16 protein-coding genes and 2 pseudogenes are annotated in these 14,563 nt (G+C 40.3%); 10 read left to right on the top strand and 8 right to left on the bottom strand.

Annotated features, from left to right (window positions below; translation table 11 throughout):
• Positions 1 to 155: type IIL restriction-modification enzyme MmeI (locus tag EWV84_RS22705; protein ID WP_353806912.1), on the bottom strand; the 155-nt coding region annotated here is incomplete at its 3' end.
• 210 nt (positions 156 to 365) lie between these two features.
• Here EWV84_RS22705 and EWV84_RS00640 point away from each other — a divergent pair.
• The 3 genes from EWV84_RS00640 (at position 366) to EWV84_RS00630 (ending at position 1,509) form a co-directional block, all read left to right on the top strand.
• A complete protein-coding gene (locus EWV84_RS00640) occupies positions 366 to 833 on the top strand; it encodes a DUF29 domain-containing protein (protein WP_158201623.1) in 468 nt (155 codons plus the stop codon).
• Between the two features lie 218 nt (positions 834 to 1,051).
• Positions 1,052 to 1,231 carry a hypothetical protein gene (locus tag EWV84_RS00635; RefSeq protein WP_061431120.1) on the top strand — a complete coding sequence of 60 codons (180 nt, stop codon included), beginning with the start codon at positions 1,052 to 1,054 and terminating at the stop codon, positions 1,229 to 1,231.
• A complete protein-coding gene (locus EWV84_RS00630) occupies positions 1,219 to 1,509 on the top strand; it encodes a hypothetical protein (RefSeq protein WP_287075726.1) in 291 nt (96 codons plus the stop codon). The genes EWV84_RS00635 and EWV84_RS00630 overlap by 13 nt, the downstream gene beginning before the upstream one ends.
• A 227-nt stretch (positions 1,510 to 1,736) precedes the next feature.
• Here the strand turns inward: EWV84_RS00630 and EWV84_RS00625 are convergent, their stop codons facing one another.
• The 5 genes from EWV84_RS00625 to era all read right to left on the bottom strand — a co-directional run bounded on the left by EWV84_RS00625 (position 1,737) and on the right by era (position 6,280).
• Positions 1,737 to 2,012 carry a MoaD/ThiS family protein gene (locus tag EWV84_RS00625; protein WP_287075724.1) on the bottom strand — a complete coding sequence of 92 codons (276 nt, stop codon included), beginning with the start codon at positions 2,010 to 2,012 and terminating at the stop codon, positions 1,737 to 1,739.
• Positions 2,013 to 2,090: 78 nt separating this feature from the next.
• On the bottom strand, positions 2,091 to 3,395 hold the full coding sequence (gene thrC, locus EWV84_RS00620) for a threonine synthase (RefSeq protein WP_110580361.1): 1,305 nt from the start codon (positions 3,393 to 3,395) through the stop codon (positions 2,091 to 2,093).
• A 550-nt stretch (positions 3,396 to 3,945) separates the two neighbouring features.
• Positions 3,946 to 4,491 (bottom strand): 16S rRNA (guanine(966)-N(2))-methyltransferase RsmD, encoded by a 546-nt coding sequence (rsmD, locus tag EWV84_RS00615; RefSeq protein ID WP_287075718.1) that lies wholly within the window; start codon positions 4,489 to 4,491, stop codon positions 3,946 to 3,948.
• Positions 4,492 to 4,494: 3 nt separating this feature from the next.
• The gene (locus EWV84_RS00610; protein WP_286825955.1) at positions 4,495 to 5,172 is read right to left on the bottom strand and encodes a uracil-DNA glycosylase family protein; all 678 of its coding nucleotides are present in this window, start codon (positions 5,170 to 5,172) and stop codon (positions 4,495 to 4,497) included.
• Positions 5,173 to 5,323: 151 nt separating this feature from the next.
• Positions 5,324 to 6,280: a GTPase Era gene (gene era, locus EWV84_RS00605; protein ID WP_287075716.1), complete on the bottom strand. Its 957-nt coding sequence runs from the start codon at positions 6,278 to 6,280 to the stop codon at positions 5,324 to 5,326.
• Between the two features lie 35 nt (positions 6,281 to 6,315).
• Here era and EWV84_RS00600 point away from each other — a divergent pair, with 35 nt between their 5' ends.
• From EWV84_RS00600 to EWV84_RS00585, 4 genes are all read left to right on the top strand, one after another.
• Entirely contained in the window at positions 6,316 to 7,083 is a 768-nt protein-coding gene (locus EWV84_RS00600; protein ID WP_287075715.1) for a DUF6816 family protein, read from the top strand.
• Positions 7,084 to 7,483: 400 nt separating this feature from the next.
• A complete protein-coding gene (locus EWV84_RS00595; protein WP_287075713.1) occupies positions 7,484 to 8,296 on the top strand; it encodes a hypothetical protein in 813 nt (270 codons plus the stop codon).
• A gap of 69 nt (positions 8,297 to 8,365) precedes the next feature.
• Positions 8,366 to 8,656, top strand: a complete 291-nt coding sequence (locus tag EWV84_RS00590; protein WP_052276687.1) for a nucleotidyltransferase family protein — start codon at positions 8,366 to 8,368, stop codon at positions 8,654 to 8,656.
• A gap of 149 nt (positions 8,657 to 8,805) precedes the next feature.
• On the top strand, positions 8,806 to 9,579 hold the full coding sequence (locus tag EWV84_RS00585) for a hypothetical protein (RefSeq protein ID WP_287075711.1): 774 nt from the start codon (positions 8,806 to 8,808) through the stop codon (positions 9,577 to 9,579).
• 157 nt (positions 9,580 to 9,736) lie between these two features.
• Here EWV84_RS00585 and EWV84_RS00580 read toward each other — a convergent pair whose 3' ends face one another.
• Positions 9,737 to 10,594, bottom strand: a complete 858-nt coding sequence (locus tag EWV84_RS00580; protein ID WP_287075709.1) for an Rpn family recombination-promoting nuclease/putative transposase — start codon at positions 10,592 to 10,594, stop codon at positions 9,737 to 9,739.
• A gap of 278 nt (positions 10,595 to 10,872) precedes the next feature.
• Between EWV84_RS00580 and cbiD the strand changes: the two genes are divergently transcribed.
• The 3 genes and pseudogenes from cbiD to EWV84_RS00565 form a co-directional block, all read left to right on the top strand.
• Entirely contained in the window at positions 10,873 to 11,997 is a 1,125-nt protein-coding gene (gene cbiD / locus EWV84_RS00575; RefSeq protein ID WP_287075707.1) for a cobalt-precorrin-5B (C(1))-methyltransferase CbiD, read from the top strand.
• Between the two features lie 143 nt (positions 11,998 to 12,140).
• Complete coding sequence (gene guaA / locus EWV84_RS00570; protein ID WP_287075704.1) at positions 12,141 to 13,766, top strand: glutamine-hydrolyzing GMP synthase; 1,626 nt, start codon at positions 12,141 to 12,143, stop codon at positions 13,764 to 13,766.
• A gap of 83 nt (positions 13,767 to 13,849) precedes the next feature.
• Positions 13,850 to 14,283, top strand: a pseudogene (locus EWV84_RS00565) (DUF262 domain-containing protein); the annotation flags it as partial.
• Positions 14,284 to 14,323: 40 nt separating this feature from the next.
• On the opposite strand, the pseudogene EWV84_RS00560 reads toward EWV84_RS00565, so the two are convergent.
• Positions 14,324 to 14,563, bottom strand: a pseudogene (locus EWV84_RS00560) (transposase); the annotation flags it as partial.

Below are 14,563 nucleotides of genomic sequence, written 5' to 3'. Positions count from 1 at the left end.
TGCTCAAAACTGGCTACCCTACGCCGTGAAATGCCAAAGACATTAAAAAAATCATTCCAAAAAGATTGAGATTCTGCCTTTTCTGAAGTCTCTCCTTGCCACTCTTTTTGAAAAGCGATTGCGCGATTTTTAATTTCATTCCAACTTAAAGGCATAGTTTTAATTCCTTATCTTTCGCCGGTTTGCTCAAAGATGGTAGAAAATGATGTAGGGAGCCATAGGCAGTCAGCAAGGGATACAGATAGTTTCCATTTTAGGTGATTTTTTGGTAAACTACAAGGGAAGCTAGAAATTAGCAACGCCTTGAGAATTGTATCCGCTTAGTTATCCGTGCAGTTATTGACACGAACGAACAACTTATCGCTATGTCCAAGACTCTCTACGAACAAGATTTTCAATTGTGGCTCGCAACAACAATTAATCACTTACAGAAGCGGGAATTTGCTGCGCTGGATACTGATAACTTAATTGAGGAGTTAACCGAGTTGGGAAAATCGGAAAAAAGAACTTTAGAAAGTAATTTGATGATTCTTTTGGCTCACTTGCTCAAATTAAAAGTACAGCACGACGCACCGCCATCAATGAAGGATAGCTGGTATTGTTCTATTATTGAGCATCGTCAGCGCATTCAGAAAAACTTACGCGATACTCCTTCTCTCAAATCCTATCTAGAAACTGCTATCGAGGAAGCTTATCCAGATGCTCGTCAAGTGGCAATTAAGGAAGGGAAACTCGCTCAATTTGGTGTTCGGATTCCCCCAGAAAATGATTATCCTCAAATTTGTCCTTTCTTGCCAGAGCAAATCTTAGATGAGAACTTCTATGGCAATTGACCAGAGGAAATAGTTAAGAAAAAAGTTGAATTTCAATTTTTGCATTACTCATGACTCGACTAACTCCAATCCAAATTGAGAAAAACACTCTAATTTACATAGAGTCCACCGATAACCTAGAAATTCCTGCCAAGACATTAAGAACGGAGGGAAGAATTGCTAAAGGGGTAATTTCTATACCAGATAATTTAAAATCATCACAATAATTATTTAGAAAAGTGGAACCTACAGAAGAACAGTATCTTGTCTTAAATGCTCTTGAAACTTTGGGACTCCTGCTCTTTAGAGTCTATGATGAAGATAATGGAGCTTGGCTAATCATTACTTCCAGTCTAACATTGCCCAGATCATACTTATTGCCTAATGGCGAAATTGTTCCCCTAGAATGGATGCTTTAACCATGAAAAAACCGACAGAACTTCAACAGCAAAAATACGAAAGAATTGGCGAAATTGCAGCCAAAGGAAGACAGCGTTATCTAGAAGCAGGAGGCGACCAAAAAATCTGCCCTAGCGGAAGAAAAGGAAATGATTATTTAACCGATGAAGAACGTAAAGAAATTTTACAATTAGCCCGTCAGGTTTTTGGCGTTCAGATTAAAGATGAACAAGTTTACTGTCAAGGACGGACTTGGAAAATATCCGATAAAAAAGTCTCAAAAGATACCGAAAAATAAACTAAATATTGCTAGTGTAGAACGTAGGTTGGGTTGAAGCATGAAACCCAACGCCCGCATGGGTTACGCTACTTACTAAATCCGTTGAGTATAGGTAACATATCAGGAGAGACAAAAGGCAATTTAAATGCGCGGGCAGCTTAGAACTTACCTAAACAAAAGCCCCCAGAAAACATCACTTTCTAGGGGTTTAATTACAATTGACGGAAAACAAACTTATAGGGAGGTTAACCTCCAGCTACCGCAGGAACGATACTGACTTCATCGCCATCTTCTAAGGGGGTTTGTGTCCCATCGAGGAAGCGAATATCTTCACTGTTGACGTAGAAATTTAAAAAGCGCCGGGGTGTACCATCTTCAAGGCATAAGCGGGCTTTAATACCGGGGAAACTTGCTTCTAAGGATTCAATTAAATCACCGACACTACTAGCACTACACTCGATGGTAGCGTTATTTTCTGTAAATTTTTGCAGGGGAGTGGGAATGAGAACTTTTACAGCCATAGATATCAAGGAAAAAGTGAAAAGGACGGTAGCTATCATCTAACGGGGGAGATAATTATCAATCTCCCGTTACCAATTCTAGACGAGAACCTGTTGCCATTCGAGGCGTTCGAGGGTGCGGGAACGTTCCAGGGCCCGTTCAAAGCTTTCTAATTTCGGTTCAATTAATAGGGGTTCACCGATATAACCCTGTACCGCTTCTTGGGTTTTTAGACCATTACCGGTAATATAAACGACCGTGGTTTCTTCGGGGTCGATTTTACCCGCTTCTACTAATTTTTTCAAGACAGCGATGGTCGTACCGCCCGCGGTTTCCGTGAAAATGCCTTCCGTTTCTGCCAAAAGTTTAATACCTTCGATAATTTCGGCATCGGTAACGGATTCAATATTACCGCCGGTTTTACGGGCAATATCCAGGGCATAAACACCATCGGCGGGATTACCAATAGCGATCGATTTGGCGATAGTATTGGGTTTAACTGGGGCGACAAAATCCCGTCCTTCCTTGAAAGCTTGGGCAATGGGGGAACAACCCTCCGCTTGAGCGCCACTAAAACGCACTGCTTTATCTGCCACCAAACCGACTTTGATGAATTCTTGGAAGCCTTTATAAATTTTGGTAAAGAGGGAACCACTGGCTAAAGGTGCGACAATATGATCGGGGAGTTTCCAGCCTAATTGTTCGGCCACTTCAAAGCCTAAAGTTTTGGAACCTTCGGAATAGTAGGGACGCAGATTAATATTAACAAAACCCCAACCGTAGGTATTGCCCACTTCTGAACAGAGACGGTTAACTTGATCGTAATTGCCTTTGACCGCCATTACCGTGGGATTATAGATTAGGGTGCCGAGAATTTTACCCGCTTCTAAATCGGAGGGAATGAAAACACAACAGTCTAAACCAGCGTGAGCGGCAATAGCGGCGGTGGAATTGGCCAGATTTCCCGTACTAGCACAGGAAACGGTGGTAAAACCTAATTCTTTGGCCCGGGTAAGGGCGACGGATACCACTCTATCTTTGAAGCTGAGAGTGGGCATATTGACGGCATCATTTTTAATGTAGAGATTTTTTAGACCCAAGCGCCGGGCTAAACGGTGGGATTTAACTAGGGGAGTCATACCCGTACCCACATCGATAGGATTTTCACTTTCCACTGGCAAAAAGGAACGATAGCGCCAGATGGAATTGGGACCTGCTTGAATGCTTTCTCTGGTGACGGTGCGACGGATGAGGTCGTAATCGTAGTCCACTTCCAGAGGTGCAAAGGTTTCTTCGCAGATATTCAGCGCTTTCAGGGGGTAGGAAGTCCCTCCTTCCTTAGAAACCAAGCGGGTAAAGGTGGGGATGAATTTTGATGTTTTGATGTTCGTCGCTAGAGTCATGATTTTCCTGTCTTGCCGTCAACTGATGTACAAGCATCCTATCACCCGCAAAATCTTGGTGTCAAATATACCAGACTATTTTTGTCGGGTATAAATTTATACAAAAACTAGGGGATAAACTAGGGAGAAGGAACGCTTAAGGGGAGATGGTTAAGCTGCCGTGTCAGGAAGCTGCGGTTTAGTTTGAGGTCAAAAAAAGAACTAGGAGAAGATGTTTCAGTTTTTTAGGAGTATATAGCCTATTTGTGGGGAATTTTATCGAAATAAATCATAATTTACGTTTAAATAGCTTAAACAGGGGGCGATTAACTGCGGTTGCCAGAAAGTTTCTCGGTTTACTTAGGATGATTGTCAAGAAAAGTGACAAATTATGTGATTTTGTTGAGAAATAATAATTTTTTCGGGACTGCCCAATAAAATTGACCATTTCCGGCGGTCGGCAGGAGATTATTTTTATTTATTCTCCCCACACCCCACACCCCACACCCCACACCCCACACCCAGTCTCCTTTTTAAGCTTGTTGTCAACCCAACCCTTAAGAGTCAGTGGTCAGGAGATAACTGCTTTTTGATAAAAAGTTAACGTAGTATTGCCGTAGCGTTTCTGACGACAAATGGTTAAACTTTCTAGATTAATTGCTTGCCAAGATTTGGGATTATGTTCCACGGCAATTTCCCCCAGAGAATCTAATAAATTAGATTGAGAGATGGCAGTTAGTACCGGTAAATATAACCCGCTTTCGTAGGGAGGGTCAAAATAAATTAAATCAAAACTTTTCCCCGCTAAAGTGGCTAACTTTGTCAGCACATCCCCCCGAATTACTTGGAATTGCTGGTGGGAAGTTGCTAAATTGCGCCAATTTTCCTTGATAATTTCGCCAGCGCGTCCTGATTGTTCAATTCCAATTACTAGACTCGCACCTCGACATAAAGCTTCCCCACCCATGGAACCATTACCCGCACAAAGATCTAACCAACGACAGCCAGATAATTTCTGTTGCCAGATATTAAATAAAGCTTCTCGCACCCTTGCTGTCGTCGGACGGGTTAATTGTCCTGCTAGGGTTTTTATGGGACGATTGCCGTAAATTCTCATCGGTTAAAAGGCAAATTCAGTTAATCTTTTTTGTAATAAATCAGGAAAAAGGGCATAGTATCTTTGATTGAGAGGAGAGGGATGGGGGAGAGGCAATAAAGTCACTTTCTTTTGCTGTTTTAATCCATCTTCATCGGTAGCGGTAAGGGTAACTAGCAGTTTTTTGGTAAAGCGTTCTTTATCAAGATAGAATTTATCTACTTCTTTGGGTTGACCGTAGGGTTCAAACCATTTAAAAGCTTCCGTGCCAAGGGTAATGATATGATCACCTTGCCAATAAAAAACTAGCAGTTTTTCTATAAATGGACGAAACCGATCTTTCACTTCCCCAGAATAAGCTTTATTACCTGGGGGTTTGTAGGGAACTGTATTAGTTAAGAAAATTCGATCGCACACCGATAATAACTCTTGACGATCATGGGATTTTCTCCCCTGCCAAGCTTGAAAAAATCCCTCTCTTACCATTCTACCGGCAGCCCCGATCAAAGGTTGTCCTGCATACACTTCATCTCGTCCTAAATCCCGGCCAAAAAAGCATAACTGACTAGCAAGATTACCACCATACAAAACCGGTTCAAAAGGGTCTTTTTTTGCCTCTTGGTAAATTAGGGTATCGACGGGAAAATCCTCTTTTTTTGCCTCTTGGTGTACCTGTTTAATTAGGGTTTTAATATCGGTCATTTCAGTTATCAGTTATCAGTTATCAGTTATCAGTTATCAGTTATCAGTTATCAGATGTGAGTTTTCAGTTCACTGTTTACTGTTTACTGATCACTGAAAAAAGCTTCTCCCCACACCCCACACCCCACACCCCACACCCTACTTCCCCACATCACTCCTCGGTGCGATAGCCAAATTCTGCTAAAAGTGAGCGAGATTGTCGCCATTTCGGTTCTACCTTCACAAATAATTTTAAATATACCTCCCCGGCGATTAACTTTTGAATAGCCGATCGAGCGGAAGTCCCGATCGCTTTTAACATACTGCCATTTTTACCGATGACGATCCCTTTTTGGGAAGCTCGTTCCACGTTGATGGCGGCAAAAACCTTGGTTAAAGCGGGAGTTTCCTCGACGCGTTCAATCACCACTGCCACAGAATGGGGAATTTCCTGACGGGTTTGCAGTAGAATCTGTTCGCGGATTAATTCGCCCATAATAAACCTTTCTGGTTGATCGGTGACTAAATCGGGGGGATAGTAATAGGGACCGACTTCGAGGGAATCAATTAACAGATTTTGCAATGCTTCGATTCCCGTCCCCTCCAGTGCCGAAAATTTGAGCAGCGGCCAGTTATTTTCCGTCCCTAAGGCACGATAACTATCGTCTAGAGGTTGCAGGTCTTCCGGTTGCTGATCGGCTTTATTTAGCCCTAAAATCGTGGGAGTTTGGTTTTTAGTCAGTAAATCGGCGATATAGCGATCGCCACTACCCAAAAAATTGCTACTATCGACAACAAATAAAACTAAATCTACAGAATTTATGGCGTTTTCAGCATTTTTAACTAAAACTTTGCCTAATTCGTGATGAGGCTTGTGAATGCCGGGGGTATCGACAAAAATCATCTGGGAGCGCTCGCCGGTGACAATGCCGCGTAAACGGTTGCGGGTAGTTTGAGCGATGGGAGAAGTAATGGCGATTTTTTGTCCCACTAATTGATTCATCAGGGTAGATTTGCCCACATTAGGACGACCAATAATGCCAATAAAACCCGATTTAAAACCAGTCGGTGCGACGGGAATTACTGCCGAATCGAGATTAAAGGCTTGAGAGTTGATAAAATCGTTCATAATTAAAGAATATTACTTAAAAAATATTTTTACCCATGCAAAGGATAATTTTGTTCTTGTTAGTATTGATTCTAGGCTGTAGTAACCATTTAGAATTATCTATGGCCGGAAATTTAAGCGATCGCTTAACTAATTATCCTCGCTGGATGACTAAACCGGTGGTTAGTTTTGCCAGCGGAGATTTAGTTTATCCCGATTGGATGGTAGGCAATTGGACTGTCACCAGTACCCTAATCGATTTAACCGCTCCTCTTGCTCCCCAGATTATCACACCGGGTTTTGAAAGTAATCGTCGTTACCTAGAACAATCGATCGAGTTTCCAGTGAGATTCATTGAGAAAGCTATGTCCAGACCGATAAATGCTGCCTTTTTATCCACCATTATCAGTAAACCATCAACTGTGGCCGATCGATCCTTTAATGGTTTAGCAATTAGTCGCGCCTATTTAGGTAATCAATCGGTATTGTCGGTAAAAACTGACCCCAATAATCCCAATCGTCAGATTACCTTTTTACGGGGCGCTCATCAACTAATTTCCACGGTAATTGCCAGAAATAGCGAAACTCCTAGCCGAAATCAATTTATTGCCACAGAAATTATTCAACAAATTTTCCGGGGAGAAACCAATACTTATCTTAATGAGGTGGAAACCACCACCGCCTATCAGTTATTATCTCCTAGTAAAATTCTAGGGGATCAGGTGACAGCCATTTATCTTTCCCCCCAATCGCCGGATTATTTCCAAGCGCCGAATCGTCCTGTGGCTTTGTATCGTTATCGCTTACAATTGCTGAAAGATTAATATATATCCTGAAAAAATCAAAAATCTTCCCTTAGGTGAGGAGACAGGAAGAGAAAAAGACAAGAGACCCTAACTAGAAATACCCCTATAAAGAAAGAAAAAAAAGGAATTAAGAGAACTTTCCCGGGCATAGTTTTCGGACTTTATTGGAGGACTTGGGGACGATTGGTTTGAATACTCTTAATCCCTCCTACAGCAGATGTTATGGCCTTTTGTCAACGGGGAAGTTCAGTTATACTGCCTTTTAGTCAGCCAAGAAAGCAAGGCTCCTACCGCCATTAAGTGCTCAATGTGAGCTAAGTTTCTTTTTCTTGAATTGGTCTTTGATGGGTTTGTAGGTGGGGTTAATCGTCTAGTTGTTCAACCTTTTTAAACCCATTATTTCTGTGAAGTAAATGTTATGACTAATATCATCGGTATAGGTTCTCGTGCAGCAGGATTAAGCACTTATCTTGCGACTTTAGCTTATCATCAAAAACATCAGGTAAAATCTAAAAAGGTCTTATCTTGTCAAGTAACACCGAGTAATCCGTCTGCAAGAAACTTGAGTGATCAGGCAGAAAACATTTTAAAAAAGCAATTGATGTTAGACGTAACACAATTATCGGATAATCCTTTCTATAGTTTTACTATTACTCTGGAAATAAAAGGATTATTTTGGGCTAAAAATACAGAAGAAGTTTCATTTGGTATCTACGATATGCCAGATAGTCTCTTGAGAGATATTAGAGAGTTTTCATCATCTCATAGATTCACAGAATATTATGATGATTTATTTAGTGATATAGGTGGATATTTCTTACCAATAGATGGAAAATCTCATCGAGAAGATGGAAAATATTCTGATTCTCTAGAAAAATTTACCACAGATTTAACACAGCGTAACCCTCAAGGTTGTCCTATCGCTTTTGCTGTCACGAAATGTGATTTATCAGAACTTTGGGTTAATCGAGATGATCCTCGTGGTCTGGTACAAAGACGCTTTCCTAAAATGTATGCAATCCTAGAAAATTGGACTCAAGAATACAAGGGAAAAGTTGAATATTTTACCACTTCATCCTTCGGAGTATTTGGTCAATATTGCGACCCTAATTCAATTATTCAATCAAAAAGTAAAGAGGGAACATCGGCCGTGATTAGAAATCCTCAAGAATGGCAACCTTTTGGCCTAATTGAACCCTTATATTGGTTATGTACGGGTAAAATGCTATAATTATTGTAGGAAAAACTAATATTGCTTGCCAAAAAAAATATTGAGTGAGTGATTCGGGAAATTATGAAAATGAAACGCTATCAACTTCTTCAAGAAAAACGAGAGAATATTATAAAAATTGCTCGAAAACATGGAGCATTTAATATTCTCATATTTGGATCAGTTGCCAGAGGAGAAGACAGCAATGACAGTGATATTGACTTTTTAGTAGAAATGGAACAAGGGCGCAACTTATTAGATAGAATTGGTTTAATTCAAGACTTAGAAGATTATTTAGGCTGTAAGGTTGATGTGGCTACTATTAACAGTTTACGAGATTGTTTTCGGGAAAGAATCATGAAAGAGGTGATTCCTTTATGAATGATGACTTAATTTATTTAGGTGATATTTTAGACAGAATTGAACGAATCGAATCTTATACACAGGAGGGAAAAGACAGATTCTATCAATCTTTATTAATTCAATCATCAAATTATTGCCAATGAAAAGAATTACAATTAGTTGACAACATGGAGGTTAAACAAGTGCATCAAATTATTTGTATCGGCGATCGCGTTGCAGGAAAAACACATCTTTGTCTAGAAATTCTTAATCCTGATGGTCATTATATCAAAGTTGTAGAACCCGATTATAAATTCATGAAATCTTTGATACTTGACGATAGAGGAATTACAAAAGCAGGAACAATAAACGGGTGCCGTTTTTCTGAAACATATATGGAGTTTAAGGCTTATTTAACAGCTGGTCTTCAAACAATTGACTTAGATATAATTGATACATTAGGAGAAATTTGGCGAAAATCTTGGCAAGATGTTCATGATGAGATGTGGCAAGAAACATTAAATAAAATTCAGACAGCAGATGCGGTTTTAGTTATTTTAGAACCTTATCGAGAGATTATTAATCCTGAAAAAGACAATCTAGATCATTTTATTACTCGTCAACAATGGATCAAAAGATTTGAAAAATGGGTTGACTTTTTGCTCAAAGAATGCTCTCAAGTTTCTCACTTATTAATCTGTTTAAATAAAGTCGATCTCTGTCCGATTAATCTCACGGAAGAAGCTAAAAAACTAGCTTATGATCCTCATTATCAATACCTTAATTGGCAAGAAAAAGACAGTTATGTTTATCATCGTTATTTTACCCCCGTACAGTCTCAAATTCAACGACTAAATCAGCATCGAGAAAAGGCTGCACGTTTCTTTATTACTAGCATTTATCAGCGAGATTTACTAGAACTTCCGTTAATTTATATCAGTAGTTATGTAAATTTCTCTTAATTATTTCAAGACAACTTTATTATACAATGCTATAGGCGATCGCTTTGATTTAATTCCTCAAATATAGCGTTATTGGTTGTGTACGGGTAAAATGCTATGATCAGGAAAGAAAATTTTCATCAATGACAAGTATTATTTATTAGATTGCAGGGTGTAACTATCTAATATTTTTTTTATTTTCTTCAAGATAATTAAACCAGTTAATTAAATCAGATTGAGAGGTAAAATCTAATAAAGCTTCTCCTAAATCTTCTAATTGTTCTAAAGATAATTCTTGAATTTTGTTGACCCAATCAGTTGAAATATTACCAACTCGGCGATTAATTTGTTTAAGAATTAGATTGGCTTCGCCTTTTTTAAAGCCTAAAATCTCACCTTCTGTGATTCCTTTAGCGAGAATTTCTTGATAAATAACCGATTCCTTCATAATTTCCTCCTTGAGTAATCTTTTAATGATAGATTGATTTAAAACTAACCCTGCAATAATACCAGTTGAGGCAGCAATGTTATTTCTCTCTATGTTATCAGAAATTTTTTCAATTTGACGAGCTACTTGTTGTAATACTTTTTCTGGATTATCAGTTTGAGACAACACCGCAAACGGAAGTAAACCTGATACATCTAGAAAAGTTTCACTGGGAACTTCCCAGAGTCTAACTACATTATAACGATGTTGTAGTTCTAATAACTCAAAGGTATTAATTTTGACAGCAGCAGATTGATTTTTTCTCAGATAAATAACCACTTGATAAACTCTTTTTCGAGGAAGCCAACGATAAATCCTCAGACGATAATCAGCCATTCTAAAAGGAATATCTTCTTTCGGATCTGTCTGAAATTCGATGTGAAGAATTAAGTCTTCTGATTGTAAAAAAATAAAACTATCTACTCTAATTGGATCTAGCAGTAACTCAGTCGGTTCCAACTCGGTTAATGTAGTCGGTTCTCCCATTAACCAAGTGGCTATATCCCTTGAAAAAAGTGACGCTAAGGTTCGACAAACATTATCATACATTCTTTCATCATATCATAAATTAGTCTCATTGTAGAATTTGCCATCTCAATTGTTAAGCAACAATCGACCAAAGGGGTAGAGTTCCTAACTATTCTGATTGCTAGTATCCCTTAAAATTCTTATAGGCAAGTGTATCACAAAATTGGCCAATTGCCAATAGCGTTTGACATCCTCTGCACCCAGGGTGAGGATGTCAAACAATCATCAAAAATAGCAGAGGTTGCCCCTTAGTTATATAATGAGATCACGGCTAATTTGATTGGCTATGGACCCTATTCATGTCTATCTCCCCACCCCGTTCGGGTTACACTTTACCAGTTTTTGCCTGTGCCAGTGCGATCGCATCTCTCCAGCATCTTCACGGCGAAAATGAGCTAAATTCCGTTACTTTTAATCTTTTAGAACCGCCAGAAGCCATTACTATTGCCATCGAACAAGTTGCCCGACTTAACCCCGATGCTGCCCTAGCCATCACCCGCAGCGAGCCGGGGGACAATTTAGATTTAACTAGAAATACCCCTATATGGGCGTTAGTAGAAAGAAAGACGGGTAATCAAGAGATAGAGATTGAAGGCGGCGAAGGAATCGGCATACAGGTTGATAATGGCGGAAAATCAGCTATCTATAGTTATGCCCAGCGTCTCCTGCAAGAAAACCTCAGACCCCTGTTACTGCCCCAAGAAAGCCTCAAAGTGACGATTATCCTTCCAGAAGGCAAAAAATTGGCCACAAGGACTTCTAACGCCGCTTTTGGGGTGGTAGAGGGATTATCTTTGTTGGGTACCACCGGCATTTCCCAACCCCTCAGCGCTCCCGGACAGTTAGAAATCTTTCGCGAGCAATTAAAAATTTTATCCCGTCGTTTCGATCGCTTGGTGTTTTGTATCGGGGAAAATGGCTTAGATTTAGCCCCTCAAATGGGTATTAATCCTGATATTTTGGTAAAAACAGCCAACTGGATCGGGCCGATGTTATTAGAGGCACAATTACAGGGAATCTCTGAAATTCTTTTGTTTGGTTATCACGGTAAATTAATTAAACTTGCCGGGGGAATCTTTCAGACTCACCATCATCTCGCCGATGGTCGTCGGGAAATTCTTACCGCCTACGCCGCTAAAATGGGTTTAGCTACCCCCCATCTCCAGCAAATTTTTGACAGTAGCACCAGCGAAAACGGTCTGGAATATCTGCGTCAATTAGACGGGCAAACGGGCGATAATTGGGTGGAACGCATCTATGGAGAAATGGCTAATACTATTGATCGCCGTTGCCAAGAATACGTTTATAACCACAGTAACGGTCATCTTAGGGTCGGTTGTATTTTATTCGATCGATCTCGTTCTTTGATCAGCAAAAGCGAAAATGGCCTTAAATTTTTGCAGAATCTACAAGTTACCCCCTAGTGACCGTGCTATGATCGTGGGAATATTTAGTTTTAAAAAATGAAACTAATAAGGCTAGACAATCGTAGCTTATTTTCAGAACAATAGCCGATTTAGTTCACAAATCTTTAACCTTTTCCTGCCAGTTTCTTTTCTTGATCGCAGTGACAACTCAAACCCCCCTTCCCACCCCCCAAGAGACTTTGCCCTCAGAGTCCTTCACTAATAGCCTTAATCGTCAAATAATCATCATTCTTGACTTTGGCTCCCAGTATTCTGAATTAATCGCCCGCAGAATCCGGGAAACGAACGTTTACTCCGAAGTTCTCTCCTATCGTACCAGTGCCGAACAATTGGCCCAAATCAACCCGAAAGGAATAATTCTTTCGGGCGGTCCCAATTCCGTCTATGATCCTGGAGCGCCCCACTGTGATCCCGAAATTTGGAATTTAGGTGTACCCATCCTCGGAGTTTGCTACGGGATGCAATTGATGGTACAGCAGTTAGGGGGCAGGGTAGAACGGGCAAAACGGGCCGAATACGGCAAAGCATCCCTATTTATCAACGATCCTACCGATTTATTAACCAATGTCGAGAACGGCTCCACCGCATGGATGAGTCACGGGGATTCCTGCGTGGAATTGCCTGCGGGTTTTGAAATTCTCGCTCATACCGATAATACCGATTGTGCGGCCATTGCCGATCACAAGAAAAAACTCTTTGGAGTGCAGTTTCACCCGGAAGTTGTCCATTCTGTGGGAGGAATCGCCTTAATTCGCAATTTCGTCTATCATATCTGCAAATGCGAACCCACTTGGACCACGGAAGCTTTTGTCGAGGAATCGATCCGAGAAATTAGGGCAAAAGTGGGCGATAAGCGAGTTTTATTGGCTTTATCCGGCGGTGTGGACTCCTCTACCTTAGCATTCCTGTTGCATCGAGCGATCGGTGATCAACTAACCTGTATGTTTATCGATCAGGGATTCATGCGTAAGGGTGAACCCGAACGATTAATGCAGATATTTAACGAGCAATTCCATATTAGAGTCGAGTATGTCAACGCTAGAAAGCGATTTTTAGCGCAAGTGGCCGGTGTCACGGATCCCGAAGAAAAGCGCCGTCGTATCGGCCATGAATTTATTCAGGTGTTTGAAGAAGAATCGAATCGTTTGGGACCCTTTGATTATCTGGCCCAAGGAACTTTATATCCCGATGTGATTGAATCGGCCGATAGTAATGTGGATCCCAAAACCGGGGAAAGAGTCGCGGTTAAAATTAAAAGTCATCATAACGTTGGTGGACTGCCGAAAAATCTCCGGTTTAAATTGGTCGAACCCCTGCGAAAATTATTTAAGGATGAGGTGAGAAAATTAGGTCGATCGATCGGTCTTCCGGAAGAAATTGTTCGTCGTCAACCTTTCCCCGGCCCCGGTTTAGCGATTCGCATTTTAGGGGAAGTCACCGCAGATAAATTAAATATTTTGCGCGATGCAGATTGGGTAGTGCGCGACGAGATTAATAAGCAGGGAATGTATCACGATTTCTGGCAAGCTTTCGCGGTTTTATTGCCTGTCCGCAGTGTGGGAGTGATGGGAGATCAACGCACCTACGCTTATCCTATTGTCCTACGTTTAGTCAGCAGTGAAGACGGAATGACTGCCGATTGGTCGCGGGTTCCCTATGATTTATTGGAGACAATTTCTAATCGCATTGTCAATGAAGTTAAGGGAGTTAACCGCGTGGTTTATGATATTACTTCTAAGCCCCCCGGAACTATAGAATGGGAGTAGTTTTGTTAGATTAGAGTCAATCCCGTCCAAATATTGGGGCGGGATTTTTGCAGAATAGAAAATTGAGGGTATTAATTGCAACTATGGCACAGTTAGAGCTTTTAGAAGACAGAGAAGATGTGGATTTTGCAGAAGAAGAAGAAGAAGATATTGAAGGAGAATCAGCAAGCGAAAAAAAGCTATAACTCAAAGAAATCTCCGAGATTGTTGTTGCTGGTAGTGATTGGACTACCGCAACGATTCTCGATTAATTCGAGAAAATATTCAACTAAATCTGCGCTTTCAAAGACGAGATGCTTGGAATATTACTCGTAAAAGTCGATTTATTGAATCCCTAATTCTAGGGTTTCCAGTCCCACAGATTGTCTTAGCTACTAATAATAAGGAAAAAGGTAAATTTATCGTTCTTGATAGTAAACAACGCCTACTAACAATTTTACAGTTTTATGGTGACAGTGCCACACCTAATAATAGTTTTACTTTAAAAGATTTAGAATTTCTAGATAGGGTTTGCGGCAAAAAGTTATTGAAAAGCACAGGTCTCTTAATCAATGATTTCACTTAGCTACAAGCATAAGCTTTAGTTGTTGATTAATCTCTAAGCTATAACTTATTATAATCATTGACCGAGAAAAAGTGCGGTTTTTCCATTTCAGAGATAAAAAGCCCAAAAAACCCGCCGAAGCAGGGTGGAAAGATTGATAACTAAAAAAGTAATAGCAATGGCTGTTTCCGATGTTGAGGGAAGTTTTGCCATCACGCGATTGAGGCTAAATCTTCTTTTAGCTTGTCCAAAT

This window comes from Microcystis sp. M_QC_C_20170808_M3Col (assembly GCF_007095505.1).
Lineage (GTDB): Bacteria > Cyanobacteriota > Cyanobacteriia > Cyanobacteriales > Microcystaceae > Microcystis.
Note: the sequence above shows the minus strand (reverse complement) of the source record. Positions and strands in the feature narration are given on the sequence as shown.

Excerpts from the sequence above, each read along its gene's own strand:
- rsmD (WP_287075718.1), bottom strand. The coding sequence starts at position 4,491 with ATGAGAATTTACGGCAATCGTCCCATAAAAACCCTAGCAGGACAATTA.
- EWV84_RS00610 (WP_286825955.1), bottom strand. The coding sequence starts at position 5,172 with ATGACCGATATTAAAACCCTAATTAAACAGGTACACCAAGAGGCAAAA.
- EWV84_RS00590 (WP_052276687.1), top strand. The coding sequence starts at position 8,366 with ATGAAACGCTATCAACTTCTTCAAGAAAAACGAGAGAATATTATAAAA.
- cbiD (WP_287075707.1), top strand. The coding sequence starts at position 10,873 with ATGTCTATCTCCCCACCCCGTTCGGGTTACACTTTACCAGTTTTTGCC.
- era (WP_287075716.1), bottom strand. The coding sequence starts at position 6,280 with ATGAACGATTTTATCAACTCTCAAGCCTTTAATCTCGATTCGGCAGTA.
- EWV84_RS00630 (WP_287075726.1), top strand. The coding sequence starts at position 1,219 with ATGGATGCTTTAACCATGAAAAAACCGACAGAACTTCAACAGCAAAAA.
- EWV84_RS00580 (WP_287075709.1), bottom strand. The coding sequence starts at position 10,594 with ATGTATGATAATGTTTGTCGAACCTTAGCGTCACTTTTTTCAAGGGAT.
- EWV84_RS00600 (WP_287075715.1), top strand. The coding sequence starts at position 6,316 with ATGCAAAGGATAATTTTGTTCTTGTTAGTATTGATTCTAGGCTGTAGT.
- EWV84_RS00640 (WP_158201623.1), top strand. The coding sequence starts at position 366 with ATGTCCAAGACTCTCTACGAACAAGATTTTCAATTGTGGCTCGCAACA.
- EWV84_RS00625 (WP_287075724.1), bottom strand. The coding sequence starts at position 2,012 with ATGGCTGTAAAAGTTCTCATTCCCACTCCCCTGCAAAAATTTACAGAA.
- EWV84_RS00585 (WP_287075711.1), top strand. The coding sequence starts at position 8,806 with ATGGAGGTTAAACAAGTGCATCAAATTATTTGTATCGGCGATCGCGTT.
- EWV84_RS00595 (WP_287075713.1), top strand. The coding sequence starts at position 7,484 with ATGACTAATATCATCGGTATAGGTTCTCGTGCAGCAGGATTAAGCACT.
- thrC (WP_110580361.1), bottom strand. The coding sequence starts at position 3,395 with ATGACTCTAGCGACGAACATCAAAACATCAAAATTCATCCCCACCTTT.